The organism is Corynebacterium sp. Marseille-Q2823, from assembly GCF_903645345.1.
GTDB classification, from domain to species: domain Bacteria; phylum Actinomycetota; class Actinomycetes; order Mycobacteriales; family Mycobacteriaceae; genus Corynebacterium; species Corynebacterium hiratae.
In genome coordinates, this window is the sequence record NZ_CAHJXS010000003.1 from 366733 (window position 1) to 393681 (window position 26949).

Annotated in this window: 16 protein-coding genes and 2 pseudogenes; 8 read left to right on the forward strand and 10 right to left on the reverse strand. The window is 52.5% G+C overall.

Features of this window, described 5'->3' with window-relative positions:
* Positions 1 to 74: 74 nt before the first annotated feature.
* Together HWX44_RS05585 and HWX44_RS05590 are read left to right on the forward strand one after the other, a co-directional pair.
* Complete coding sequence (locus tag HWX44_RS05585) at positions 75 to 980, forward strand: hypothetical protein (RefSeq protein ID WP_046647529.1); 906 nt, start codon at positions 75 to 77, stop codon at positions 978 to 980.
* Positions 977 to 3193 (forward strand): glycosyltransferase, encoded by a 2217-nt coding sequence (locus tag HWX44_RS05590; RefSeq protein WP_175973558.1) that lies wholly within the window; start codon positions 977 to 979, stop codon positions 3191 to 3193. The genes HWX44_RS05585 and HWX44_RS05590 overlap by 4 nt, the downstream gene beginning before the upstream one ends.
* Before the next feature lie 473 nt (positions 3194 to 3666).
* On the opposite strand, the gene HWX44_RS05595 is transcribed toward HWX44_RS05590, so the two are convergent.
* The 3 genes from HWX44_RS05595 to HWX44_RS05605 all read right to left on the reverse strand — a co-directional run bounded on the left by HWX44_RS05595 (position 3667) and on the right by HWX44_RS05605 (position 9086).
* Positions 3667 to 5196, reverse strand: a complete 1530-nt coding sequence (locus tag HWX44_RS05595; protein WP_444843282.1) for an IS1634 family transposase — start codon at positions 5194 to 5196, stop codon at positions 3667 to 3669.
* Positions 5197 to 6062: 866 nt separating this feature from the next.
* Positions 6063 to 7592, reverse strand: a complete 1530-nt coding sequence (locus tag HWX44_RS05600) for an IS1634 family transposase (protein ID WP_444843283.1) — start codon at positions 7590 to 7592, stop codon at positions 6063 to 6065.
* A gap of 912 nt (positions 7593 to 8504) precedes the next feature.
* Positions 8505 to 9086 carry a hypothetical protein gene (locus HWX44_RS05605; protein WP_175973560.1) on the reverse strand — a complete coding sequence of 194 codons (582 nt, stop codon included), beginning with the start codon at positions 9084 to 9086 and terminating at the stop codon, positions 8505 to 8507.
* Between the two features lie 219 nt (positions 9087 to 9305).
* Here HWX44_RS05605 and HWX44_RS05610 point away from each other — a divergent pair.
* Positions 9306 to 10620 (forward strand): annotated as a pseudogene (locus tag HWX44_RS05610) (ISL3 family transposase).
* Here HWX44_RS05610 and HWX44_RS05615 read toward each other — a convergent pair.
* Both HWX44_RS05615 and HWX44_RS05620 read right to left on the reverse strand, forming a co-directional pair.
* Positions 10594 to 11031 (reverse strand): hypothetical protein, encoded by a 438-nt coding sequence (locus tag HWX44_RS05615; protein WP_128081822.1) that lies wholly within the window; start codon positions 11029 to 11031, stop codon positions 10594 to 10596. The pseudogene HWX44_RS05610 and the gene HWX44_RS05615 sit on opposite strands and share 27 nt — an antisense overlap.
* Positions 11032 to 11042: 11 nt before the next feature.
* A complete protein-coding gene (locus tag HWX44_RS05620; protein WP_046647064.1) occupies positions 11043 to 13178 on the reverse strand; it encodes a hypothetical protein in 2136 nt (711 codons plus the stop codon).
* 449 nt (positions 13179 to 13627) lie between these two features.
* Between HWX44_RS05620 and HWX44_RS05625 the strand changes: the two genes are divergently transcribed.
* Positions 13628 to 15424 carry a heparinase II/III domain-containing protein gene (locus HWX44_RS05625; protein WP_175973562.1) on the forward strand — a complete coding sequence of 599 codons (1797 nt, stop codon included), beginning with the start codon at positions 13628 to 13630 and terminating at the stop codon, positions 15422 to 15424.
* Here HWX44_RS05625 and HWX44_RS05630 read toward each other — a convergent pair.
* Complete coding sequence (locus tag HWX44_RS05630; RefSeq protein ID WP_175973564.1) at positions 15411 to 16784, reverse strand: hypothetical protein; 1374 nt, start codon at positions 16782 to 16784, stop codon at positions 15411 to 15413. The two genes, HWX44_RS05625 and HWX44_RS05630, sit on opposite strands and share 14 nt — an antisense overlap.
* Before the next feature lie 379 nt (positions 16785 to 17163).
* On the opposite strand from HWX44_RS05630, the gene HWX44_RS05635 reads away from it, so the two are divergent.
* Positions 17164 to 18561: an APC family permease gene (locus HWX44_RS05635; RefSeq protein ID WP_254868117.1), complete on the forward strand. Its 1398-nt coding sequence runs from the start codon at positions 17164 to 17166 to the stop codon at positions 18559 to 18561.
* Between the two features lie 304 nt (positions 18562 to 18865).
* Here HWX44_RS05635 and HWX44_RS05640 read toward each other — a convergent pair.
* Positions 18866 to 20058, reverse strand: a protein-coding gene (locus HWX44_RS05640; protein WP_444843284.1) for an IS3 family transposase whose coding sequence is annotated in 2 segments (ribosomal slippage) — positions 18866 to 19776 and positions 19776 to 20058 — 1194 coding nt in all. Because the reading frame shifts where the segments join, the coding sequence is not laid out codon by codon here.
* Between the two features lie 519 nt (positions 20059 to 20577).
* Here HWX44_RS05640 and HWX44_RS05645 point away from each other — a divergent pair.
* Both HWX44_RS05645 and HWX44_RS05650 read left to right on the forward strand, forming a co-directional pair.
* Positions 20578 to 22263 (forward strand): AAA family ATPase, encoded by a 1686-nt coding sequence (locus HWX44_RS05645; protein WP_175973570.1) that lies wholly within the window; start codon positions 20578 to 20580, stop codon positions 22261 to 22263.
* A gap of 33 nt (positions 22264 to 22296) precedes the next feature.
* Entirely contained in the window at positions 22297 to 23151 is an 855-nt protein-coding gene (locus HWX44_RS05650; RefSeq protein ID WP_303049248.1) for a DNA adenine methylase, read from the forward strand.
* Positions 23152 to 23744: 593 nt separating this feature from the next.
* On the opposite strand, the pseudogene HWX44_RS05660 reads toward HWX44_RS05650, so the two are convergent.
* Together HWX44_RS05660 and HWX44_RS05665 are read right to left on the reverse strand one after the other, a co-directional pair.
* Positions 23745 to 25059, reverse strand: a pseudogene (locus HWX44_RS05660) (ISL3 family transposase).
* Positions 25060 to 25198: 139 nt separating this feature from the next.
* The gene (locus HWX44_RS05665) at positions 25199 to 25651 is read right to left on the reverse strand and encodes a hypothetical protein (RefSeq protein WP_175973574.1); all 453 of its coding nucleotides are present in this window, start codon (positions 25649 to 25651) and stop codon (positions 25199 to 25201) included.
* Positions 25652 to 25858: 207 nt separating this feature from the next.
* Here HWX44_RS05665 and HWX44_RS05670 point away from each other — a divergent pair, with 207 nt between their 5' ends.
* On the forward strand, positions 25859 to 26473 hold the full coding sequence (locus tag HWX44_RS05670; protein ID WP_175973576.1) for a hypothetical protein: 615 nt from the start codon (positions 25859 to 25861) through the stop codon (positions 26471 to 26473).
* A 97-nt stretch (positions 26474 to 26570) separates the two neighbouring features.
* Here HWX44_RS05670 and HWX44_RS05675 read toward each other — a convergent pair.
* Positions 26571 to 26949, reverse strand: a 379-nt coding sequence (locus HWX44_RS05675) for a Wadjet anti-phage system protein JetD domain-containing protein (protein WP_217703011.1), incomplete at its 5' end; no start/stop codon positions are given.

A 26949-nucleotide genomic window follows, 5' to 3' on the forward strand; every position in this document is an offset into this window, starting at 1 on the left:
AGATTCAATGTGCGCGAAAACAAAGAAGGAAGGTAGACCGATGATTCGTCGACGGTTCTCTAAGGAGAGCGAAAATGCTTGACTTTTTTCGACGAGGCAGGGGACTAACACTTCTTGGCGCGCTAGCAGCGTTGTTAGCTTCAACAGCCATAGTTGTGGAGCCGACAGTCATGAAGAACCTCTTGTTCATTGTCGCCTTAGGCGTCATGTTCTTCTTCCTTTCAATGTGGGTGTCTTCTCAAAAAAAGTCAGAAGGGTATGCGCGCGAAATTCTGCGACGAGTGAGCAGTTTGGAGCGAGCTAATGAGGAATTACGTGCTGGCCAAAAGCGAAATGAACGAGAAGCCCAGCAACGGAATCTTAGTGAATTAGTCGCTCCTGACTCTGTGTCGAAAGACCACGTCGCCGACGCCAAGCAAGGGCTACTATTTGCGCCACAGACAATTACCGCATCTGCAATCTTGGATCGTCCGTCGGCGCAACAAGCAGGTCGGCTTGCAGCCATGCAGACAATGGACAGCGATGCGTTTAAAGTCTTGAGGGCTCTCGAAGGTGCCACCGATGAAACTCGGCAGCGTCGAATCGAAGTCATTGGGTCGGATTTACTTGTAAAGTCTCTAGGCGACCTAGGCATCGTGCAAAGAATTGAAGTTCCACATCAACTCGGGGCGTGCAATAGCGGAACGTCTTATCTCATTGTGGATGAAAGAGAATTGGAATCTGGGGCCTGGGCGGGCACTCTAACATCGCAGTCCACCACACGGTTCTTAAGCTTGTCGGAACACATTCGAAAGGCGAAGGCACGGGGTGTGGTTGTCGTAGTAGTAAAGGCGCCACAACAAGACCATTTCTCGAATGAACTAAGGCAAATGGCAACGGTTCTGTTTGAAGGAACAGAGCCAAACTGGGAGTGGGAAGATGATGTTTATTTCCCAGTTTTGAAAGTCTTGACTTCTGTATTGCGAGGCGAAGAAGGATGAAATCTATCGTCGTTTACGGTGATGTAAACGCAAATGCAATCGATGGTTCGTCGGTGTGGCTAGTCTCTGTTACGAGAGTCCTATCGCGTTTGTTTGATGAGGTGCATCTCATCCTGAAATACGAAGCCGTCAATGATATGCTTTTGAGCTCGATCGAAGGCATTTCAAACGTGGTAATTCACGCACCTCGTGGTGTCGAAAAAGGTGAGGGGCTAACGCCTGAGGCGGCTGCAGATTTTGTAGACTCAGTCGTCGCTGATTCGAATGCGTGCGCTGTCTTGGCGCGCGGGTTCGAGGTTTCCTATCAACTAGGGTTGAAACCGAGAATAGCTGAGCTTTTATGGGCATACGTGACTGATATTCCCTTTCCTCCGAAGAAGCTCTCAGAACGAAATGTAACTCGGTTGAGAAAGATCGCCATCGCTTCGCGCCGAATTCTGGCACAGACAGAGGCAGCACGGTCGTATTGGGAGGGGATTGTTCAAGAATCAGCGGGGAAGACAGTGTTGATGCCCCCTATGATTCCGAATGAATTGTTCAAGGAGCCTACGGAATCGCCCGCTCCTGAAAGCTCGCCGCTTCGACTTGTGTATGCGGGGAAGCTAGCGAAAGAGTGGCGGACTCTGGAGATGCTTGAGTTACCGCAAGCATTGAATAAACTCGGCATTTCAGCGACGCTCGAGGTTATCGGATCTAAGATTAATGCGTCGTCTTCGGAACCTAGCTGGGCTGAGTGTATGCGTGAAGCACTTGAGCGTGCGAATTCTGATTCAGCTAGTGGCGTAACATGGGTTGGAGCTTTGTCGCGTGAAGACTCTATGGCAAGAATTAGCGAGGCTGACATTGGCTTCGGCTGGCGAAGCGAAGAGCTCGACTCCAGTCTTGAGATTTCTACGAAGGCACTCGAGTATGGTGCTGTCGGTACGGCACCTCTAATCAACCGGACGACCGACCATTGTGCGGTATGGGGCGAAGAGTACCCTTTCTATGTCAAAGCCGGCGATTCGATTGATGAGATTGCACAGACGATTGCAAGTAATTTGGGGCAGATACAGGTCGCCCGGCGTGTAGCTTTCGCCGCCAGTGCTGAATATTCGATGTCTGCGGCTGAAACTCGTTTGGGCAATGCCTTCTCTCGTGCCATCGAAATGAACGCTCCGACAAACGAGAACAATGTGCGTCCTTGTCGCGTAGTGGTAGCGTCTCATGACCTCAAGTTCATGGGTGAGCTCATGGACTATTTGCAGCGCTCGTCAAAGTTTGAAGTAAAGCAGGACAGATGGACGACACTGCACGATCATGATCCTGAACAGAGTCGTTTGCTCGCAGAGTGGGCGGATGTGGTGTTTTGCGAGTGGGCTGGCCCATCGCTGGCTTGGTACTCCACCCATAAGCCTGAATCTACGCGTTTGGTTTCACGTCTGCACCGGTTCGAACTGAATGGGCCGTGGATGTCTAAGGTTCTTTGGACTAATGTTGACACCCTTGTTTTCGTCTCTGACTGGGTCCGAAGAACGGCACACGCGAAGTTTAAACTAGACTCAGTCAATACGATTGTTTTGCCAAACACTATTGATCTATCTGATTTTGACCGACCGAAACTAGACTCGGCTAGATTTACTTTAGGAATGGTGGGATTCGTACCGTTTCTGAAGCGGCCCGATCGAGCCCTAGAGCTATTCGAGAGCCTCGTGGAAGAGGACGACCGATATATACTTCGTGTCAAGGGCCGACTACCTTGGGACTATCCACATGTGTGGAACTCACCGGTTGAAAAACAGCTATATTTGGAGTTTTTTAATCGAATCTCGAAGTCTTCGAAGCTGAGGAGTCATATTGTTTTTGACGGCTTCGGTGCGGATATTGCATCTTGGCATCGGGGTGTAGGGTTTGTTCTTTCTCCCAGCCAATTGGAAAGCTTCCACTTGGCTCCGGCAGAAGGTATGGCAGCCAGGGGAGTGCCCATTTTTTGGGAACGAGAAGGCGTAGAGGATATTTTTGGTCCTTTTGCAAAAAATATGTCTACGGAGGCTCGTATTGAACAGATACTCCTGCTGGGGAATAAAAGTGCGTTTGAATCCGTTGGGCAAGAGGCCCGAGAATTCTCGAAACGATGGGATATCCTGACAGTCCTTCCGAGCTGGGAAAGAATTCTCCTTGGAGACACTACTCTGGGGACATCCGGGGAACTAGTGAATTTAAATAGCTGTTAAGGAAATAGGAGCCAGAATGTTGGGACTGGTTGTTTAGTAGTAGCGTCGGGACTTTTTAGTAGCCGCTTTAGTGAGTGCCTGGTAGCAGCTCAGGGCGCTAGGAATTAAATCCACGTCGGCATTTTCTCATTCGGAGCAGCCGGGACAACATCAGCCCTGAGCTCGGGTTGACGCTTCAAACGGTCCGAGCCGACGCGCCCCTCGGCCCGGTACCAACTACTCGGAACACGACGGTACCGAGTCCCCAGAACACCGGTACCAAAAACTCGCATCTGACATGGGGGACGCTATCTATTTTTAGGAACGATGAATGGAAGAATGTCGCCTTTTTCTAGCACGTTGTGACCTGTGGTTCCGTCTGTTTCAATAAGGAGATTGAGTCCGCCCTTTGGCAGATTTGATCTACTAACCCACTTCATGAAAAGCCGCTGCTCGCGTATCCGGAAGTCTGTGCCGTCCTGACTTAGGCCAATTTAGTGCGGAAGTTCGCGGCCGGTGATTGCTTGGATGGTGGCGGTGAGGTCGGGCGGGAGTGGTACGGCGGCGTGAATGGTTTCGCCGCCCACGACGAGTTGAAAGCTGCGGTATTTCTTGAGTGTTCTCACCAGGCGTTTGATGGATTGACCACTGCGGGTCTCCATCAGGTGAGCCACGGCTAGTGCGGCCATCACAATATGGAGATGTGCTGTGATCGAGTCTTGTTTCCTGGCGTAGATTGGGCGTGCTTTCAGGTCTGATTTCGACATCCGAAATGATTTCTCAATGTTGAATAACCTGCGGTAATGCCCTATAACCTCACTAGCGGGAAGAGTAGTCAGGTCGGTTTCATAGCCTTTAATTCCGGCTAGGGCTCGGTGCTTGGCAGCAAGAGCGTAGTTGACCTTCTTATTCGGGGCGGAAAGATCAATATAGCGGTTGCGCTTGATTGCGATATCGCCGTCAACAGCGCGTTTGGCTTTCGCGACTTGCTCTTTGATTCCGCGCAGGCTGCGCCTAGCCCGGTCGTGAGAGTACTGGTAATGCGTCACCGAATTTGGGGTAGCGTGCTTGCGCCCATCACTTGCCGAGGCTTGCGTCCAGATCTGGCCGTGGGTGTAGTCTTCACCGGGGTTGTCCCGCCGCCAGGTTTCGATCACCTCAGGCACGGTGGGGGTTTTCACCGACAAAATGTAGTGCAGCCCTGCATCTATCAATGCTTGTTTGTTCGCCGCTGAAAACATGCCCGCATCAGCAAGGACGGTACGTTCATCGAGTTGGTAAGCTGCTTGGAACCGTGTGATCATCCGCAGCAACGGGTGGGTTTCTGCCGAGTTGCCAGCAAACGCGCCCACATGCAGTGGAAACCCAGTGGCATCAGTAAGCAGCCCGACAAGGATTTGCGGATCTACACGGCGCTCTTTGGAAAACCCGGGTTTACGAAGCTCATCAGCAGTATCGGTTTCAAAATACAAGGTAGTCACGTCGTACAAGATGAATGCGCCTGGCCCAATACCTGCATGATGGGCCAACGCTTGAGTTAGTATCTCCCCGAACGATTCGGTAGCGAAGGAGGAAAGACGCCTCTGGATGGTGCGATAGCTTGCGCTTGTCACCCCAACTTCAGCAAGGGTTTCGATCGAATCAAACTTTGAGCCAGGATTAATCAACCGAGCGCGCACCAGATCGCGAAACACCGGATCATCACCGCTTGCTGCAGCAAGACCTAACTCGTTGAAACACGCATCAATACAGTCCAGCAAGTATCCGGCCCGCTGACCGACTACAGGCAGCGGGTTGGAAACGCTACCTGTTGCCGGAGGGATGTGTCTAACCTCGCCGAAGTCCAATGCGAGTTGGTCACCATCGACGATGCGTTGAGCTTCAGCCCGCAAAAGCGCAAGCTCAGACTCTGAATGCGCTGAACCGATATGCTTCATCCTTTTCGCACCTTTGCGTTCAGAGAACACCACCTGCACCGCCATCGCCCCAGAAGCGGTCTTGACAGTGCGAATATAAGGACTCACAAAAATCAGACTACTGAACACCCCCGGCACTACCCACTTAGTGCGGAAAAATTCCTCCCCACCGACGAAAACCAACAGGTAACAGTGTCAAGAGTGACGTTACTCACCCACCCATGACCTAAGTCAGGTTTCAATAAGGAGATTGAGTCCGCCCTTTGGCAGATTTGATCTACTAACCCACTTCATGAAAAGCCGCTGCTCGCGTATCCGGAAGTCTGTGCCGTTTGTAATGATCGTAAACTGCGGTATTCGGTTCTCCTTGATGAATCTATGGAGTACGGAGACCCGCTCTGGATGTTTTTTAGTAAAAGCTGAAATGTCGGCTCCATTGAGCAGATACTTTTCAACGTCTAAAACAGCCCGCCTTTGCCATAGCCTGAAATCTAATTGTGGGACCTCGGCGACAGCGTGAACCTCTGAAAAACAAGCGGCAGCCATCAAAGCCCCGAACCCTCCCAGTGAGGATCCGTAAAAACCATGTTCTCCTCGGCGATAGAGTGCTCGCTGGCAATATCTCGAATGATATCGGCGAGGACCCTAATGATGTCGACTGAGGGATGAATGAACCAAGCCCCGTTGAGTCGAGAATCTAAGTCTAAAGCTGGGTCTGAAAAGCAAATAACTTCGGCATGGGGCCATTCTTTAGCCCATGTGGATCTAACAAAGATTCTGCGGTTACGATTACCTCGGTTCGGGTTTAGCGCAGAGGGAAATAGTACGACGATACTTTTCGGACGCGTTCTTGATGTCCTTAGATAGTGAATCGGGAGAGAAGGAAGACGAGTGTCAATCTTCTCGACTAGGGAGTCTGCGGTGGGGGGAACATACTTTCTCCTATTTATCCTTAACTCCTGACTTAGGCCAATTTAGTGCGGAAGTTCGCGGCCGGTGATTGCTTGGATGGTGGCGGTGAGGTCGGGCGGGAGTGGTACGGCGGCGTGAATGGTTTCGCCGCCCACGACGAGTTGAAAGCTGCGGTATTTCTTGAGTGTTCTCACCAGGCGTTTGATGGATTGACCACTGCGGGTCTCCATCAGGTGAGCCACGGCTAGTGCGGCCATCACAATATGGAGATGTGCTGTGATCGAGTCTTGTTTCCTGGCGTAGATTGGGCGTGCTTTCAGGTCTGATTTCGACATCCGAAATGATTTCTCAATGTTGAATAACCTGCGGTAATGCCCTATAACCTCACTAGCGGGAAGAGTAGTCAGGTCGGTTTCATAGCCTTTAATTCCGGCTAGGGCTCGGTGCTTGGCAGCAAGAGCGTAGTTGACCTTCTTATTCGGGGCGGAAAGATCAATATAGCGGTTGCGCTTGATTGCGATATCGCCGTCAACAGCGCGTTTGGCTTTCGCGACTTGCTCTTTGATTCCGCGCAGGCTGCGCCTAGCCCGGTCGTGAGAGTACTGGTAATGCGTCACCGAATTTGGGGTAGCGTGCTTGCGCCCATCACTTGCCGAGGCTTGCGTCCAGATCTGGCCGTGGGTGTAGTCTTCACCGGGGTTGTCCCGCCGCCAGGTTTCGATCACCTCAGGCACGGTGGGGGTTTTCACCGACAAAATGTAGTGCAGCCCTGCATCTATCAATGCTTGTTTGTTCGCCGCTGAAAACATGCCCGCATCAGCAACGACGGTAACTTCATCGAGTTGGTAAGCCTCTTGGAACCGTGTGATCATCGGCAGCATCGTGTGGGTTTCTGCCGAGTTGCCAGCAAACGCGCCCACATGCAGTGGAAACCCAGTGGCATCAGTAAGCAGCCCGACAAGGATTTGCGGCTCTACACGGCGCTCTTTGGAAAACCCGGGTTTACGAAGCTCATCAGCAGTATCGGTTTCAAAATACAAGGTAGTCACGTCGTACAAGATGAATGCGCCTGGCCCAATACCTGCATGATGGGCCAACGCTTGAGTTAGTATCTCCCCGAACGATTCGGTAGCGAAGGAGGAAAGACGCCTCTGGATGGTGCGATAGCTTGCGCTTGTCACCCCAACTTCAGCAAGGGTTTCGATCGAATCAAACTTTGAGCCAGGATTAATCAACCGAGCGCGCACCAGATCGCGAAACACCGGATCATCACCGCTTGCTGCAGCAAGACCTAACTCGTTGAAACACGCATCAATACAGTCCAGCAAGTATCCGGCCCGCTGACCGACTACAGGCAGCGGGTTGGAAACGCTACCTGTTGCCGGAGGGATGTGTCTAACCTCGCCGAAGTCCAATGCGAGTTGGTCACCATCGACGATGCGTTGAGCTTCAGCCCGCAAAAGCGCAAGCTCAGACTCTGAATGCGCTGAACCGATATGCTTCATCCTTTTCGCACCTTTGCGTTCAGAGAACACCACCTGCACCGCCATCGCCCCAGAAGCGGTCTTGACAGTGCGAATATAAGGACTCACAAAAATCAGACTACTGAACACCCCCGGCACTACCCACTTAGTGCGGAAAAATTCCTCCCCACCGACGAAAACCAACAGGTAACAGTGTCAAGAGTGACGTTACTCACCCACCCATGACCTAAGTCAGGTTTCAATAAGGAGATTGAGTCCGCCCTTTGGCAGATTTGATCTACTAACCCACTTCATGAAAAGCCGCTGCTCGCGTATCCGGAAGTCTGTGCCGTTTGTAATGATCGTAAACTGCGGTATTCGGTTCTCCTTGATGAATCTATGGAGTACGGAGACCCGCTCTGGATGTTTTTTAGTAAAAGCTGAAATGTCGGCTCCATTGAGCAGATACTTTTCAACGTCTAAAACAGCCCGCCTTTGCCATAGCCTGAAATCTAATTGTGGGACCTCGGCGACAGCGTGAACCTCTGAAAAACAAGCGGCAGCCATCAAAGCCCCGAACCCTCCCAGTGAGGATCCGTAAAAACCATGTTCTCCTCGGCGATAGAGTGCTCGCTGGCAATATCTCGAATGATATCGGCGAGGACCCTAATGATGTCGACTGAGGGATGAATGAACCAAGCCCCGTTGAGTCGAGAATCTAAGTCTAAAGCTGGGTCTGAAAAGCAAATAACTTCGGCATGGGGCCATTCTTTAGCCCATGTGGATCTAACAAAGATTCTGCGGTTACGATTACCTCGGTTCGGGTTTAGCGCAGAGGGAAATAGTACGACGATACTTTTCGGACGCGTTCTTGATGTCCTTAGATAGTGAATCGGGAGAGAAGGAAGACGAGTGTCAATCTTCTCGACTAGGGAGTCTGCGGTGGGGGGAACATACTTTCTCCTATTTATCCTTAACTGAGGTGGGGATGGCATGAGAGATTTCGAGGCTCTGCTTAATCCGATCACCCAATAAAATGAGCTAGGTGCCGTTTGGGTTTTCTATGAAGTAACCAACAATTAGTTCGGGAAGATCAATTGGTGTACCGATACTTGGAAACCGATGAATATCGATCGCTGGTGCCGTGTTGACCTCAAGGACTTTTGCGCCCTGTGCATTTGTTAAATCGCTTACCAAGACGTCGACGCCGGCAATTCGGAGACCGGGTATTGCTTTTGCGGCTCTCACACCGATGGACAAAATATCTGGGCTGACATAGCTCGTTACATCGATGTTAACGCCACCGGCTCTAAGCGTCGTGAAAGGGCTAAGGAAAACTACTTGATCTTTACTCGGGGTCAAATCAAGACTTATAGATTGTTGGCCTAGAAACTCGGGGGCTGGGACGATTGGGTTGCGGCGGTGGCGGAAATTTCTGCTGCGAGACTCGTTTGCTTCGCTGATGAGTACCTCTAGCGGAGTCTTTCCGTCTCCAATTACGAAGGGCTGAACACGCGCAACTGTAGCCGCGACCCTGTCGTCAATTACGAACAAACGAAGTTCAACGCCTCCGACCTGCTCTTCGAGCAGGACACGCTTGGTGTTGGGATTTGCTGTAGCCAAATCCCAACCTTTCTCAAAGTCTTCTTTGGTCCTAACCCCTACTGTGACCCCTTTGGAACCCCCAGAATTGGTGGGTTTAACGGCTCTTCCGGTTTTGGGGTGCGTAGCGGGGTGAGGTAGAACTCGACGGGTTCAGCGGGTCACCACAACATGTAGGGGTCCCTGGTGTGAAGATGAAAGTTGCTACACGACCATCTAAACCCACCAGGGACCCGTACTGTGAAGCCTACTGGAAACCTCGTCGCCGACACTATCTGCCGTACCGCGGAAATCGGGCTTGCCATCACCGGTGCCGCTGATGCCGGAGCGCTGACCATCATTGAGGCTAGGCCAGTAGCCGTTGTCGGCGTGTGCCCGGACTGCGGACAGTCAGGAAAGTTACGTGACCACATCACTCGTCGACTCGTTGATCTTCCTGTCGTTGGATTCCCCACTAGGCTGCACGTAAAAGTCCCCAGGTTCTTATGCACAGCCGTCTCATGTAAGAGGAAGATCTTCCAAGAATCTCTGGCTTGCGCGGATGACGGCGCCAAGCTCACTGACCGGGTTACTCGCTGGATCTTGCAGCGCCTTGCTATTGACCGGATGAGTGTGTCAGCTACCGCCAAAGCACTCGGTGTGGGCTGGGACCTGGTCAATCAGGTCGCGCTGGATGCCTGCCGCCAGCTTGTCTACGGCGACCCTTGTCACCTGGACGGGGTTCGCGTCCTTGGAGTCGATGAACATGTATGGAAACACACCAGAAAACCAGGCCAGGCATCAAACCTGATGACCATACTTGTTGACCTTACCCCGCTGGTGGACGAGCGTGGGCCTGCACGTTTGTTAGACATGCGACCGGGCAGATCCGCCGACGTGCTGAAGCGGGTGGCTTAAAGAGCGCGACCCCAGCTTCCGGGAGCAGATACAGGTGGTGACCATGGATGGGTTTGCCGGTTATGCCACCGCAGTCGAAGAGCAACTACCACAAGCAGACAAAGTCATGGCCCCTTTCCATGTGGTGCATCTAGCAGCCGACAAACTCACCAGTTGCCGACAGCGACTTCAACGTGAGACCACTGGGCGCCGCGGACGCAAAGATGACCCGCTGTACAAGCACCGGCGCACCCTGTTGACCAAGACGAACTATCTCACCGAGCGGCAAAAGCAACGCTTAGAAATGCTGTGGGCCACCGATGACGACTACGTGGCCCTAGAAGTAACGTGGCTGCTCTACCAAGACATGATCGCAGCGTATGCGCATCCGAAGAAATCGGAAGGCAAAAAGCTCATGGAACGCATCATCCACACCCTGCGTAAAGGGCTACCAAAAGGCTTAGAAGAGCTCGCCCAACTGGGACGCACCCTATAGCGTCGACGCAAAGACGTGCTCGCCTACTTTGATATCGGCACATCCAACGGCCCCGTTGAGGCAATCAACGGCAGACTCGAACACCTACGCGGAATCGCCCTAGGATTTAAAAACCTCAACCACTACATCTTGCGGTGCCTAATCCACTCCGGACAACTACAAGACAAAATCAACGCACTCTAAAACCGGAAGGGCCGGTTTAACTACTATCGGTCCACTAAAAGTCTGAAAATAGAGACGTGCAATTTCCTTTTCATCTCTGCTAAAATCCGCACCCACTGGAAGTGGAACGTTGCGCGAATCTAGAAATCTTCGAGTCACCTCCTTATTCTTTGTAATCTGATCAACCACGGAGGAGTGGCGGAACAGCTTCCCGTCAACCATTTTTACCGGTATTCCTGTTTCTGGCGGTGTGAATGTTGTTCGGAAAGGCCGGTATTGAGGTGTATCTTCTTTCCACCCTGCCTTAGCAAAGTGGTTTCTTATTTCGGATCGGGTTGAGGTTGTAAACTCTTGTTCGTTAATTCCACCTTGTATTAGCCATTTATTGTTTAGAAGAAACTGTGTAAGGTCTTTGTAGTAGTTGCTGTTCATTTATGGTGGTCCTACAAATATCGGCTGTAAAATTTGAAAATAACTTGAGGGGCGGAAGCGTATCTGGCAAACACGCGAACCCTTACCCGGGAGTCGGCGGTGGGGCGACTGAAAGTGGCGGACTGCGATGCCGAGTATTCGGTTTCTGCTATGGGGCGATCGTTCTCTAAAAGAGTGAATTTGAACTCAAGGGGGCGGTGAAGAGTGCCGGAAACTCGCACATCTGCCTTAACCTGGTTATCGCTCGTTTGTACAGGCACCTGGAATTTAGGGTGGAGCGTAGTCGTTGTCAACTGGAAATCCGATAAATCAATCCTTCCACGGAAGTGCTCAATCGATGCACTACTAGTGCTGTTCAATACAATTTCCGCGGCTGCTTCCTTGCCAGTGAGGGCTTCTAACATACTGTCGAGTTTTCCAAGCGTGGGGCCTGGAGTTAGTTTCCTTGACTCAAGCCCTTGTAGGATGTTCAGGCGGTATCGATTGAAATGCCTACTTGCTGACGCACCGAAGTCGCCCAGTTGGAATAAGGTTTGCTTAATTCTATTGAGGATCTCTACACGTGGTTCGTAGACTGGCGAACCGTGGCTATCTTCTTCAAAGGCTGCCTTGGCCGCGAGTCGTGACTCGATGGCCTCCTGGTCAAGCTTAAAGAATTGCTCAAGGTTCTGGCTGTCTTCGGCAAAGGAAACTTGATTCTTGCGTCTAACAGCGGGTAGGAGTGCCTCATCCCAGAAGCCACCATCAAAGTTTATCTCGTTCAGTTCGGGCCGGAGGCTTTCTATAATGTCAAAAGCAACTTTTCCGTTGTGCATTTGGTCATAGGGAAGCATTTGGGCGGCTTGAACAAACTCCGGCTGGCTGAGCGGGAGGATCGGGATTTGGCCGTGGGAGAGGGAGTGTCGTGCATGTCCAAAGTGTGACCCATTTCTAAACACGGTGTAGCGCTTGTGCAGGGCATCTTGGATCCCTTTTGCACTTAGTCGGTTAAAGAGCGCGTTTAGGTTTTGGCTCAGGACATCTAGATGGTCTGGTTCTACAAATCCGCTGCCGTAAAGTTTGTCCACTAGCTTTCTAGTGTCTGCGATTAGGGAAGACTCAGAGTTCTCAAATCCATTGGTGCTTAATAGGTTTTGGACAGCATTGAACCCTCGAAATGTTTCTCCTGCAGCACCACGTAATTCGATATTAGTTCCTTGCTGTACGTACAGGTTACGGTTGATTCGGAGTTTAAAGTTCCTATTAGATCGGTAACTTTGCCATTCGGACATTGCGGATTCAAAATCCATAGGGACGTATTTTTGCCCCAAGGGCACTGTCCATTCTAGGGAAAAATTTTTCCTTAAATAGTTTGCCAAGTATAGGTCTTTGTAAAGCAGTGGTCGAGATGATTTAGGTAACCAAGTCTTCGGATTCATCGTTGTAACAGAAAACTCCTCAATGACTCCTGTTTCTGCTAGGAGTGCAAGCACCATTCGGGAGTCTTTGCCGCCTGACAGGTTAATTTGCTTCTGGGTCGTAGGTATTGTGGAGGCTATTCGAAGTTGGCCGATGGCCTTTTGGATTCCACGTTGGAGTAGTTCGTCGTAGGATTCTTTCGGCTCGAACAGAGCAGGTTGAGATACATACCATTGCGTTCCTGCGTATTGGATGCTTTGACCAGGTAATAAGACCTTAGTGTTTGCTTCAAAAGTTTGATCAGACTGCATAGTAATAGCCCAAGCATGTGTGGTACCTATAGCCGCTAATGCTTGGATCCAATCAGGTTCGGGGGCGGCCCCGCGTTTCTGGGCAGAGCGTGTAATTGCGCCGAGAGAGGTGCTAACGAGTAGGCATTGTTGTTGTGGGAGGAAGCGGTAGTAGACAGGCTGGTAGCCGAAAGGATCGGACTGTATGACGCCGTGTCCAAGGCTATCGGTGTATACGCCAAGCCATTCTCCCGCGGAGCGTTCAGCCTCGCTGTATGGCACGCCTGTCGGTTGCTCGGTGGTCCCCTCAGAAATGATCCACCGCTCGGGTGAGTAGTAGATGCCGTTGAGGTAGCGTAAGTTAAAAGAAGCTTGGTTTTCGAACAGTGGGCCGGACCCTTCCTGCGCTAAACCTTCGAAAATGTAGCATACGTGGTGGGGATCTGAGTGGTATTTCACGTTTACTCCTATGCGCTTCGTAGGTTTAGGGGTGCTTGTGTTGCTTCATTTTGACTTTGTTGCAACCTTTGTGAACCAAGAGCCGGCCTTGAATGATAACTAGTGTGGCTTGCGTTTGTCGCCCGTACTACTGTTTCGCGGCCCGGGTGGAGACCCTTTCGATAGTCTCCATAACTATACAAGATCTAACTGACTTTCTTAATGCGCGTTTGAGTTGAAATGTCGCTGAAGGAACACGGTCAAGACAGCCACTCGTAGTTGATTCGTTTTTGATGGGAGACGGGTGATCGCAGCTATGCGGTCCTGCTAGAGCCCTCGTAGAAAGTGAGCATTTCCAGCTTTCCTATTTAGCCTTGTGGGTGGTGGTAACTGATAAAGTTGGCGTGATTCAAATAGAGCTGGTCCGATAAGCTTCAGGAACTTTGTGAGCAAGTACGAAAGGAATCCTTGTGTCCCTCTATTCCGCTCCCAACCGCGGCCGCCCCATAGTGATTTCTGGCGGTTTAGGACGTATCAACAAGGTTTCGCGTGTGTTAAGCGGGATGATTGTGATCCACTCTTATCCGGCGGTTTTCTTTCAGCCTGAAGAAGCGTTCTGGCCCCAGATCGAGGCGCAGCGATTGCACCCGACAGTGCGTTTTTATTTGCACTCGCTGAACTGGATCGACTTCATAGTGGATCGTGCGGCGGAGCTTTCTGAGTCGGAGTGGACAGAGGACGTCTCAGCCGGCGCAGAGTTTGTCTGGGCGGTGGCGTGGAATTGGTGGGAGATGAACCACGTAACGCCTGAATGGAAAGACGATGAGTACGTTTGGGGCGGGCATGCGGTGGCGATTAGGGCGGCGTCGCTCAGCGCGCTTAGTGAAATCTTCCCTGAAGATGAATGGCTGCACGAAGCGATTGAGTATCACGGCAAGTGGCTCATGGAGCACTTTGATGGCTACTGGAACCATGGGCTTTCCCAGGCACTGGCATTGATGGTGGTGGGGGATAGGCTGAGCGATGAGTCGATGCTCGCTACCGGTGCTGAACGTGCCAAGGCTTGCCTCGAGGTCATGATTAATGATGAGGGGGCAATCAATGAGCAGGCACCGGAGTACGCGAATTATATTGAGAGGCTGCGTCAGACCGCTGTTGATGCCTTTGAGCTGTTTGGGGCACTGGGCGCAGATGCGCTGCGCGCGAAGAAGGAACCGCTCGAAGAATTCATTGCGCATTCACTGACCCCAGGTGGGACATTCGTTGAAATTGGTGACTCAATGCCCCGACGCCCTGAGTTTGTTCGCGGAGGGGCATTGGAATTTTCACTATCGAATGGCGCGACTGGCGTGGAGATTCCACGAGTCAAGGTTTACGACGCAGGGTATGTATTTGGGCGCTCCGGGTTTGGACAACTCCGGGCACAAAACATGGAGAGCTTCTATTCCCTGCGCTTTGGGCCTGCTCGTGAGATACATGGTCATTTTGACCATTTGTCGCTGACGTTTTGGGACCGCGGCAGGAATGTCATTGTGGATGCTGGCCACCCGGGTTATGCACGGGGGAAGATGCGTGATTACGCGCAGAGCCGGCAAGCACACAATGTGCTTATGGTGCGCGGGAAGGAACACACCCCCGAGGCAGCCTCACGGTTGGTGAGTCACCAGGTTGAAGAGGCGTGGTCTGCATTCGATCTGGAAGACACTGCGTGGGAGGGCCTGAAGTGGAATCGTAGTGCCTGTTTTGCTGACTGCGGCCCTTTTGTGGTAGCGGACAGTTTGGAACCCACGCCGAAGGTGGAGTATGCAGAGCAACGCTGGAATGTGGCACCCGAGTTTGAGTACGTGGGATCGCAGTATGAAGCCGTTCGATTTCGCTCTGTGGTTGACGGAACACAGTTGGTCTTTATCCGTTACGGCATTGAGGGGTCGCGCTATTTCGAGCACACTGACGTGAATATGGCACGTGGAGACCGCGAAGGGCTTCGCGGCATTGTCTTCCGCAATGAGCAACCCACGGACACGTGGACTGTGGGCTTTGGACGCGCTAGCCGAGACTTTGGGTTGCTCACCGCTGTTGTGGTGGCTGGGCCAGAGGAGAAGGTGGAATACACCTTCAAGGACAGCGGGCAAGGTAAGAGGGTGCTACGTATCGTTCGTGGGGTGAAGAACTATCTATTCGAGTACGACATCCAGGCACAGAGAGTGCGGGCGCTCTCCGTGCCGGTCGAGCGGGGATACGCCGACGGAGGGCTTACTCGGACCTGACGCGTTCCGCGAGCGTGCGGTTGATTCGCCAATCAGCGCGACCTTCGCTGAAACCGGAGTAGTACAGCTCGAAGGTGAGGTCATCGCCGCTACCGTGCGGGACGAGGGCGGATTTGTAAAGGTTGGGGTAACCGGATTCCTCATGGGAGATGATCGGGGTGTCTGAGCGCTTCCAATTGATGCCGTCTTTGGAACGAAGCAGGTACAGGTTGCCCTTCTGGACAGTTTCGCTCGGGATAATGTGCACGAGGCCAATGTACTCACCGTTGTAGCGCTGAACATCAATGTGCCACCAGCGCTCACCATTCGGTACGTAGGGAACGATCTTGGGGTACCGAGGAGCAGACCACGTCTTCAAATCGTCGCTTTCAAAGTAGATGATTCGGTTGGGCACACCGGCGCGGTTTGAAATGCCATAGAGACGCCAGCTTTCACCGGTCCAGATGAGGGCTTGGGACATAAACTGTGGCTCGCCCGACCAGATTTCTTCCTTTTTAGACCAGTGCACGCCGTCGTTGGACTTGGACAGGTAAATGCGATTGGTCTTGCCGTTAGGGCGGTCCACCATGCGCCATGTCAGGTACATCTCGCCGCTGGGAGCCATGACGATCTGGGTATCAGAATTGTGCGGGTTGGGCTTGCCCAACTGGTCGTCAATGGGATTGGCCAAGCCCTCGGGGGACTGCCAGGTCCAGCCATCGTTGGACACGATGATGTTGGGGTCCTCGTGGGATTCGTTGCTGTCTGGATAAGGCGTCATGGCCATCCAGTACTTCCAGCCGTTCCAACCATTCTCAAAGTAAAGTACGGAAGGATGTGTGGCCTGTCCACTGTGATCATGAGTAGGGAGGATGAGCTGCGGTCCGCGTGGTGCAGCCCAAGCCCAAAGTGGTGCCTTATCTTCGCTATTAGCGAGTCGGTCCTTGATGCCGGCAACGTGTTGCGCATAGCCAGAGGAAGGTTCCACGGACGTCGTCGGGGGCGCGGGAGTACTCGTGGTCGGCTTAGCTGAGGTGGTGCTGGGCTGAGCGCTAGTCGTCGGCGCGGCAGTTGTGCTCGGCTGCGTGGAAGGAGTTGGCTTTGCCGTCGGCGTGGGAGTAGGGGTAGGCCCCTGGGAAGAACCGATTCCCGGAAGGACTCCTGCGAGGAGCGCCAATCCACCGATGCCAGCGGCAAGCGCCACCAGTGCTGTAATAGCTTGGCGTACCTGTTCTTCATTGAATTGGGGAAACGAAGATACAGGGAAGGACGGGAACTGCTGTGCCTGAGCGGGCGCAGGCGCAGTGACCTGGCCAGTAGTCAGTGAGGCGGTTAAGACGAGAGCAATGAGTGCTTTACCGGTGCGGGTTGGTCGGCGCATGAGAAATCCTTTGTGCATACGAGTGAGACTCTAAGAAGCTTAGTTCGTGAGGGCCGGTCGAGGAAGAACATCAATGGGGAAGGGGCGTCGGTAAGCAACCTGTGCTGGAATTAGAGCACGAAGCTTAGCCAAACGGGGCCTGTGCACGTTTAGAGCATCCGAGTGATTGGTGACAGAACACTGCGATGGTCAGCATCAGTTGCGTGAGCCGAATGAGAGGGGAACCCTGCATCAAATCTATTAGATCTACAGCACGCTTAATCAAGAATCTCTAGACTTGCCAGAAACGCGCGCTTGGATTGTCCGCAAGGTCCTGGCGCTCAAGGTGAATTGTCTGGGGTGAAACTAGATGTCGGAGAAAGCGACACTGCGGAAAACTATGAAGCCCTCGTGGGTCTTTGCCATGGCGTTGGGTGCGGCGATTGGTTGGGGCGCCTATATCTTGCCGTTTGACTGGATGCAGAAGGCGGGGCTAGCGGGAACGGTCATCGGCTTTGTCATTGGTGGTCTGATGATTGCCATTATTGGTTTGAGCTACGGCTTTACCATTCGCGCGCTGCCGCTGACCGGTGGTGGGGTGGCGTTCGCCATGGCGGCACTCGGCCGGACTCATGCGTTTATTGCGGGCTGGGCGCTGACGCTGGGGTACTCGTGTGTTGTCGCGTTGAATGCGTCGGCGGTCACGCTCGTCTTCCGCGTCACGTTCCCGGAATTGGTTATGCGGGGCGCGCTTTACGACGTCGCCGGGTGGACCATCTATCTCCCCGAAGTAGCGATCTGCTCACTGTTCATCATTGGGTTCGCGTGGTTGAACTCTAAGGGTGCTGCGCTCTCAGGCCAGTTCCAGTTCTTTGCCGTGGTGCTCATGATTCTGGCGGTGGTGGTTATCGTGGCGTCGATGGTGATCTATTACGTCGTCAAGCGCCCGGAGCTTGCCCCAGCTTTCCCCGTGGATGTGCCGCCGGCTGCGGCGGTGGCGACCATCATCGCTTTTGCCCCGTGGGCCTACGTGGGCTTTGATTCCATCCCGCAGCTGGCGGGCGAGTTCAATTTCTCGCCGCGGAAGGCGCTGGGCCTTTTGCTGTGGGGTATTACTGTCGCGACGGTCATTTATATGGCGATGATGTTGGCGACGTCGATTGCCGTGGGCACCCACCACGATGCTTTCGAGGGCGAGGCTTGGCCGCCGGCAGCCGCCATCAGCGAGGTGATGGGGCCGGCCGGTCTGGTGCTCATGGTCGTCGCGGTGAGCGCGGGTGTGCTGACAGGTCTTAATGGTTTCTACACCGCGGCAAGCCGCGTGCTGTTTACGCTGGGGCGAGCGAACTTGGTCCCGCGCCGCCTAGGTGAGTTGAAGGGCAAGGAGCACGCCCCGCGCAATGCGATTCTTTTGGTGTGTGCGGTGTGCCTGGTGACCCCGTGGTTTGGGCGCGCGGCGTTGACGTGGGTCGTCGACATGTCCAGTGCCGGCATCACCGTGGCGTATTTTTACACCTGCTTCTGTGCCTGGAAGATTGCGCGCACCGGGCGGGTTCCCGGGATGCCTAGGCCCATTGCACCCAACAAGTTCTATGAGTACTTCGCGCTGGCCGGGTGCATCCTCTCCATCGGGTTCTTGGCGCTGCTCTTTGTTCCGGGCTCGCCGGGCATGCTGGGAACGGCCCCGCTTATCGCGCTTGTGGTTTGGATTGTGCTGGGGCTGGCGTCGTGGGCCGTCAAGAGCCGACAGCTGAAGGATGTGCCGCCGGAGAAGACGGCGGCGTTGGTTTTAGAGTAGTTGGTTTAAACGGCCGGTAGGTTAGTCCGCAAGACAAGGTATTTCAGGAAATCGTACGCGGCGGTTGAGAAATCACCCGTGACTCTGTTCCTTCTTGGGTCCCCGTGAGCTGAAAATAAAGCTGGTACTAACAACTAGGAAGTTGAGTCCTCAGTACCTCTTGGGCAAGGCTTCTTGAGACTGGTGTAAGCGGTGCCGAGCGCTAAGCAGGGATGAAAACCCAGTCATTGTTGGGAGACGTAGTTTCGATATACGATTTATCGGTGGGGCCTGGCCCCGGGAAAGTAGACACGTCGGGGGTTAGCTATGCTGCTTGGGTCAGTGTAGCTGATGTGAGTGCTTCGAAGTCATTGGGGGCTAGAAGGTTGCACCAGGAGTGTCGTCTGCGTGTGTTGTAGCGCATGCACCATCGAAAGACTTCTTGGCGGCAGGTAATGGGATTGTCAAAGACTTTCCGATCACGCAGGACTTCACGCTTTAAGGTGGCGTTAAATGATTCTGCCAGGGCATTATCGGCACTTGTGCCCACTGCTCCCATGGATTGGCGAACACCAAGTACAGCGCAGTGCTCTCTAAATGCTTGTGAGGTGTACACACTGCCATGATCGGAATGGAAAATTGCCCCTTTAAGGCTTCCGCGGACTTTTCTGGCATGAGATAAAGCTTCGATAACCAGCGATACCCGCATGTGATCGGCTAGTGCATGGCCGACGAGTTTGCGCGAGTAGACGTCGATGACCGTGGCCAGGTACATGTTCTTGCCGCCCTTACACGGCAGGTACGTAATGTCGCCTACGTAGACGTGGTTCGGCCTGTCAGCTGTGAATTTGCGGCCTACTAGATCTGGCATGACTCGATGTCCAGGCTTGCGCCGGGTGGTGATGTATCGACGCCGTTTGCTGAAGCCTTTCAGTCCCATGGATTTCATGATGCGTGCGACCTTCTTGTGATTGATCGGAGGAAAGTCCGTATCGTCGTTGAGGCTTGCAGCGATGCGTTTAGCACCATAAAGCCCGTGCTCATCATCGAAGATGGTTTTGATTCGTGCACCAATAAGAGCATCGGAACACGTCTTTAACCTGCGTTCTTCGCGAGTGTTGACCCATTTGTAGAACGAGGAGCGATTGAGCTTTAACACGTGGCACATCCGCTTGACCGAGTACTCGGTTCGGTAGTCATAGACAAACTGGAAGCGGATTACCAGCGTGTCTCTTCGGCAAAATACTTCGCGGCCTTACGCAGGATGTCACGTTCTTCACGAAGCTTAGAGACTTCTTTTTCTAGCTGGCGGATTCGTTCAGAATCAGTCGTCTCCTGGGCCTTGTCGCGCATGGTCTTCGTGCGGGCACGTTTGCCGGTGCCGTACTGCTTAAGCCAGGAATAAAGTGAGGAGCGATTGACTCCAAGCTCTGCTGAAGCCGCGTGGAGTGAAAGGTCCTCATTGTTTTCGTAGAGGGCCACAGCATCACGTTTGAACTGTTCGGAGTACCTAGGCATGGTGGTAGGTTACCTTTCTTCCCAACCCAACCGGGCTGGATATCAGGTGTCTACCTAACAGGGGTCAGGTCCGTGTGACAGTTGCCTAGTCGGCGTCAAATGACGAAAACTGCAGCAACTTACCTGGCTGTCTAGCGATCCACGCTGATCGAGAACTGAGCCTACGGCTGGAGCAATTCAACATGCCGAGAAAAGACTGCTGTTACTCAGTTTGTTGGACTTTGCTTTAAATCGCGTTGCGGAGCGCATGGGACAGTCGGCTAAGTCGGGAAAGGTCGCGTTGTCGCTACGAACTCGCCGTCGCCAACGGCATCGACCTCAAAGGGAGCAACATGCGAACCGTAGCAAAACAAAGCAGGGTTTGTTTACCGCAAAACAGCCCACCCCGTATCTTCAGTAATTGCGCACACTCATCGGCCTTAGTAATAAGAAGCTTGGGGAAAGAGACAATCGGAACCATAGCGTGGTGATAAAATTGACTACTAAACAAGCTGCCAGATAGAACCAGGATGTGCCCTGATGTATATTTCGTCCGTTTTAATTAAAGATTTCAGGAGTTTTCGAGGAACAAGCTTTGAATTTCCTTTAGGACGCCGTGTTACATGTATTTCTGGGCACAATGGCGTAGGTAAATCTACTCTTCTGGCAATTCTTAGTAACTGTGGTGAGCTTAAGTCAAAAGAGGGCCGGCATTTAAATGGTGGAATTTTCCGAGGTGAATACAGCGACATTATAAAGCACGATGTCGAACACGACACGACAGGCGAGAAAGTTCATATCGCGATTCGGTCGAGCTTCCCTGGAGAAAAGCTCGAGGCTGAAGAGCTTTGGTTTCGCGCTACAGCACAGGAACGGAATAAATCCAGAAAAGCAGCAGCTGATAATGGAGGTGGAAAAGCTAACCAGAAGTCGAAACGCTATCGACTAATTCCTAAGAAGAGTGATACCCGCGAATCTGTAAGCAAACTTAGATGGCCAACTTATTATCTCGGGCTTTCGCGCTTATACCCTGCTGGCGAGGCAGCCGAGGTGAAAAGTAGGAAACCACGGCTTAGCCAAAAAATGACTGAGGATTTTGCGCTTTGGTATTCCGACATATTGGGTCTCAACAAACAGCAGTTTAAACCCGAGGTTTTGACCCTGTCGGATGTGCCAAAGAAAAAGGGGGCCGGTGTATCAGCGCAAGACTACGGCGTGTTAGCTAATTCTGCTGGACAAGATAACGTTGGCCAAATATTACTTACAGTGCTTTCTTTCCGACAATTGAAAGAAGAGTTGGGGAAGGATTACAATGGCGGTCTCTTGGCGATAGATGAGCTGGATGCTACGCTTCACCCGGCAGCTCAAATAAAACTATATAATTTTCTTCAGAAAAAAGCAAAAGAATTAGATCTTCAAGTGGTATTTACTTGCCATTCGCTAAGCTTAATTGAGTACTTGATAAGGGTGGGGCATCTTAATGATAAGGAAAACTATCGCTTGCTGTACTTAACTCGGGGGCGTGGGCGGCTGGAGGTTAATGAACAGCCAACCTTGGAAGGTTTGCGGGCGGACTTGAATGCGAGAATGCTCAATCACTCGTCTCGCCCAAGCGTGCCGATGATTCTTGAGGACGAGGTAGCCAAGGATTTAGTCCAATTTATTGTCGAGCAGTATGAACCGTCGTTGCGCCTCAAAATGAACCAGGGGAGCATTTCTTTTCAGCAGATAGCTCTCCTTCTGAATTCCTACGTCGAGTACTTTGTTAATTCGATAGCGGTACTGGATCCCGACGTTAACCGGGCTGAGAGTCAGAAAACGGCTGCGAAGTTAATCAAGACTCCCTTCTGGCTTATGGATCAAGAGAAGCCTGTCCATGGTAAGCGGCGAATTCTAGTGTTGCCAGGTACGGCGCCCTTAGAATGGCAGTACTGGGAGTTGGTTAAGCAGCTTGAAGAAGGAGATGGATTCTTTCACACTTCAGAATGTAGAAGCCTAAACGTTACGTATGAGACCTTGGCTGGGCAGTTCTGTATGGAGTGGGCCGAGTGCCGGGAAGACAAACAAAAGTTGGACTTTTGTAAACGTTGGTATCATGATCTTCCTTCTACAATTCGACAACAGATCCTTGGGGAATGGTATTCTAAAAATGAGCATGAGGTTGCAAGGTTTGTTGTACTCCTCAAGGAGGAGTACAACGATATCCTCTCAAGGATTGAAATGTGAGTGGAGTGAGTTTTGCCTCTGACAAGTACGCCATTGCGCTATCCAGGTGGAAAGAGTCAATTGCGTCCGCTGGTCCGGAAAATGTTGAACGTGGGGGCATTGGCCCCGAAGGCATATTGTGAGCCCTATTGCGGAGGGGCAGGGATTGCGATTGATCTCTTAATCAAAGAGGACGTTTCTCATGTTTTCTTGAACGACGCGGACGTTGGTATTTTTTCTTTTTGGCGTGCTGTGGTCGAGGAGACCGATCGTTTTATAGATGAGCTACAAGCAGTTAATGTTAATTACGACACGTGGCTTTCCTTTAGGGCTATGCGTTCGGAGCTTTATGAGGCAAACAGAGGCGGCGATTACTCCTTTGAGTTGGGATTTGCGACTTTCTTTCTGAACAGAACCAACAGATCGGGAATTGTCGACGGAGGGTGTATTGGTGGTAAAAGTCAATCCTCAAAGTATAAAATAGACTGTCGATTCAATAAGCGGACTTTGACAAAGAAGATTCAGAAGATTGGATCCTTGGGGTCGAGGGTGACAGTCTCGAACCTAGACGGGGCGTTGTTTCTTGATAGCTACTTGCCTGAAAAGCTTGACGGAATGGGGTGGCAGCCGACCCAGGCGCTCGTTTATTTAGATCCTCCTTATGTAGTGCAAGGAGAAAACTTATATTTAAATTCTATGAATGAGGAGTCGCATGCCCATTTAGCAGACATCTTGTTAGGTGGCGTGTTTGATAAATGGCTTCTTACTTATGACGATGTCGGGCTAGTCCGCGAGTTGTATGCAACTTGCGATTTGCGTGAAATTGACATTAGGTACTCGGCCAATAGAAAGAAGCTCGCTGGAGAGATCGCGGTTTTCTCTCCCTTTTACAGTTCTCTAGAAATTTGATCAAATAGGTTGCTAGGGCTGGTTTGGTTGGGGGCTATTTTTAAGAATTCCCTACAGCTAGTTCGACTCTTTCTCCAAAACCGTCCTCGCATGTTTTGGCGGAATCTGCCCCTATTCATTGCCCAACCCATCGTGGTGAGCAGGAGACAGTGGGCGCGGTCGTCCTGGGGCCTGGAATAATTGCAAACTGCGGAGCCGTCGCTGGGACTCGGAGCGTTGGGATGTGGTGCAGGCGCACAGGGTAATGATCGTGGATGGAGGGGAATTGCAAAAGCCCGGGCACGGTCTGGGTTGTCGATTTGGGATAGTTGGTTTCGCGAGTCTGCGTAGTTGGTACCGGTGTTCCGCGTACCCGGTACCGTAAGGGGTTTTCTTTCATAAGTGATGTTGGAGACACCACAATCCGCTGGTGTTGCGTCAACTTCTACTTGGAAGGAGCCGGTCCTTGTAGCTAACTTCAAACAGATCATCGCGATGTGCCTTGATGGTGCTAGCTACGCGCAGATCTCACACGCATTGGGATGTTCACGACGAGAAGTATCCCGGGCAAAGAAAGTCATTATCGATAAGGCACTAAACCGGCCCTTCCGGTTTTAGAGTGCGTTGATTTTGTCTTGTAGTTGTCCGGAGTGGATTAGGCACCGCAAGATGTAGTGGTTGAGGTTTTTAAATCCTAGGGCGATTCCGCGTAGGTGTTCGAGTCTGCCGTTGATTGCCTCAACGGGGCCGTTGGATGTGCCGATATCAAAGTAGGCGAGCACGTCTTTGCGTCGACGCTATAGGGTGCGTCCCAGTTGGGCGAGCTCTTCTAAGCCTTTTGGTAGCCCTTTACGCAGGGTGTGGATGATGCGTTCCATGAGCTTTTTGCCTTCCGATTTCTTCGGATGCGCATACGCTGCGATCATGTCTTGGTAGAGCAGCCACGTTACTTCTAGGGCCACGTAGTCGTCATCGGTGGCCCACAGCATTTCTAAGCGTTGCTTTTGCCGCTCGGTGAGATAGTTCGTCTTGGTCAACAGGGTGCGCCGGTGCTTGTACAGCGGGTCATCTTTGCGTCCGCGGCGCCCAGTGGTCTCACGTTGAAGTCGCTGTCGGCAACTGGTGAGTTTGTCGGCTGCTAGATGCACCACATGGAAAGGGGCCATGACTTTGTCTGCTTGTGGTAGTTGCTCTTCGACTGCGGTGGCATAACCGGCAAACCCATCCATGGTCACCACCTGTATCTGCTCCCGGAAGCTGGGGTCGCGCTCTTTAAGCCACCCGCTTCAGCACGTCGGCGGATCTGCCCGGTCGCATGTCTAACAAACGTGCAGGCCCACGCTCGTCCACCAGCGGGGTAAGGTCAACAAGTATGGTCATCAGGTTTGATGCCTGGCCTGGTTTTCTGGTGTGTTTCCATACATGTTCATCGACTCCAAGGACGCGAACTCCGTCTAGGTGGTGAGGGTCGCCGTAGACAAGCTGGCGGCAGGCATCCAGTGCGACCTGGTTGACCAGGTCCCAGCCCACGCCGAGTGCTTTGGCGGTAGCTGACACACTCATCCGGTCAATAGCAAGGCGCTGCAAGATCCAGCGGGTGACCCGGTGGGTGAGCTTGGCGCCGTCATCCGCGCAAGCCAGAGATTCTTGGAAGATCTTCCTTTTACATGAGGTGGCTGTGCACTGGAATCTAGGGACTTTTATGTGCAGCCTGGTGGGGAATCCGACGACAGGAAGATCAACGAGTCGACGGGTGGTGTGGTCGCGCAGCTTGCCTGGCTGTCCGCAGTCCGGGCACACGCCGATAACGGCTACTGGCCTAGCCTCAATGATGGTCAGCGCTCCGGCATCAGCGGCACCGGTGATGGCAAGTCCGATTTCCGCGGTACGGCAAATGGTGTCGGCAACGAGGTTTCCAGTAGGCTTCACAGTACGGGTCCCTGGTGGGTTTAGATGGTTGTGTAGGAACTTTCATCTTCACACCAGGGACCCCTATATGTTGTGGTGACCCGCTGAACCCATCGTGTTCTACTTCACCCCGCTACGCACTCCAAAACCGGAAGAGCCACTAAACCCAGGGCGCTTCATTTTTACCGTTTTCAGCGCAGCGATTAACCACCTGGCCAGCCTGCTTATAGCTTTTTCCAGCTTCAACAAGTTTCAAATCTTTAGCGATGCGATCCCGCTCGCGTTGCATGGCGCCACCGCGACTGATATTAGCGAGTTCGATACCGTCTTGGGCAAGGTATCGGTAAGCAGTCTGTGGGAAACCAGTCTCTTTCAGTGCGCTATACGCAGACTGGCCGCTTTCTACAAGAGCAACGACCTTTTGGTACTGATCTGTGAATTTATCCTCAGTTAGACCCCGCTGACGCTGACCACGGCTCAGGCCCTCAGCCTGACGCCACACCTTCGCCGTAGCCTTCGAGACCCCCAACTCCTTCAGGATCACCGACATCGGACGCGCATCATGCAGATACGCCTCCACATACCGCTCACGCAGCCTCTTATCACTTGACATCGACACAACCTCCTAGCTGTATAGATGTATTCACCACCTGAACTCGCCCGGAGCTAGCCAGGAAAGATTAATTAGTTTTGGACATGGTATGACTGCAGAGTGGTATGCCCACAAACGGCCCCCTCAATAGCGCGCCGTTTGGTATGTTTGTGCGAGGAACATAGTGCTGGGGCCGATTGAACTTACTTTCAATTTGGAGTTGATGGCATGGATGATGGAATCTTCTTCGCAATCGCTACATTACTATCACCGCTATTCGGTTTGGCCGGATTTGTAATTGGCTTGCGGGAGGATAGACGCGTGCGTCAATACGACAATGCGTACCAGAACGTTCTGACGTTCCAGACGCTAGGTAGTTCAAGTCAGGTTTCACAGCACCCTGGTAGTTTCGAAAAAATTGGCGTTAATTTGCACTATCGGGGATTTGAGCCACAACGGGGAATTAGAGTCTGTTTAGTTTTTGAAGAAGGATATTTCTGGCTTTTATCTAATGACCTTTCGCTAGAGCCTGGCGAAAGTCTAGGCCCTGTATATCTCGACGTTCTTCGTAGTACCTTGCCTGGCCTGCGTTTGCATATCTCCTGGCTCACTCCGCATCCTTCAATGCATCGAAAAGGCCTTCGCTATCAAGCGTTGCGGCTAAGCCCAAACCAGGAGCTGCAAGAATGGAAGTGGTATCGGTTTGAGAGTTTGCGTCGAAAGCTCCATCGTCCGCTTGGAAAATGGAAGACGGTGAAGAACCCCTCTACGTCTACAAAAAGTTTGCCAGGGTGGCCTGATGGGCGTGCGGCCAAGACGATTGATTGGAAAACCAGTGGATAGGATTTGTAAATCTGTAAATCGGGTGTCGGGCTGGTGCTACGTAATTGATTAGGACGAGGATTCATCTGTTGTTTCTTATCTCCTTTTAGATCGTGCTCTAGAGTTTTGTTAATAGCTCTCTTATGTGCGCATACGGAATCCGCTCCTGCTCAATGCGCAGCCGGCCCTCGGTGAACAGCAGGCGGTAGGCGCGCTGCTCCTCGGTGGTGAGGTGGGTAAGCGTGGCGGAGCCGTCGCCGGGGTCGGGGACAGCGAGGTGCTGGAATTCGGTGACGCTGGCGGTGTCCATGAGCAGTGACGTCGTGTGGGGGAAGTGGGCGCGGACGGCGTTGAGGATGGCAAAGCCGGCGGCATCGAGGTCGCCCCAGTAGGTGATGTCGGCGTGGTTGAGCCAGTCCAGTGCCTGGAATTGGTGGGCGGCGGCGCCGGCACCGAGGAGGGCGATGGTGGGAGGGGAGGCGCCGGAAAGCGTGGGC

Bases quoted from the DNA above. Each gene is read 5' to 3' on its own strand.
- HWX44_RS05585 (WP_046647529.1), top strand. From the start codon at position 75: ATGCTTGACTTTTTTCGACGAGGCAGGGGACTAACACTTCTTGGCGCG.
- HWX44_RS05590 (WP_175973558.1), top strand. From the start codon at position 977: ATGAAATCTATCGTCGTTTACGGTGATGTAAACGCAAATGCAATCGAT.
- HWX44_RS05615 (WP_128081822.1), bottom strand. From the start codon at position 11,031: ATGAACAGCAACTACTACAAAGACCTTACACAGTTTCTTCTAAACAAT.
- HWX44_RS05630 (WP_175973564.1), bottom strand. From the start codon at position 16,784: ATGCGCCGACCAACCCGCACCGGTAAAGCACTCATTGCTCTCGTCTTA.
- HWX44_RS05635 (WP_254868117.1), top strand. From the start codon at position 17,164: ATGAAGCCCTCGTGGGTCTTTGCCATGGCGTTGGGTGCGGCGATTGGT.
- HWX44_RS05645 (WP_175973570.1), top strand. From the start codon at position 20,578: ATGTATATTTCGTCCGTTTTAATTAAAGATTTCAGGAGTTTTCGAGGA.
- HWX44_RS05665 (WP_175973574.1), bottom strand. From the start codon at position 25,651: ATGTCAAGTGATAAGAGGCTGCGTGAGCGGTATGTGGAGGCGTATCTG.
- HWX44_RS05670 (WP_175973576.1), top strand. From the start codon at position 25,859: ATGGATGATGGAATCTTCTTCGCAATCGCTACATTACTATCACCGCTA.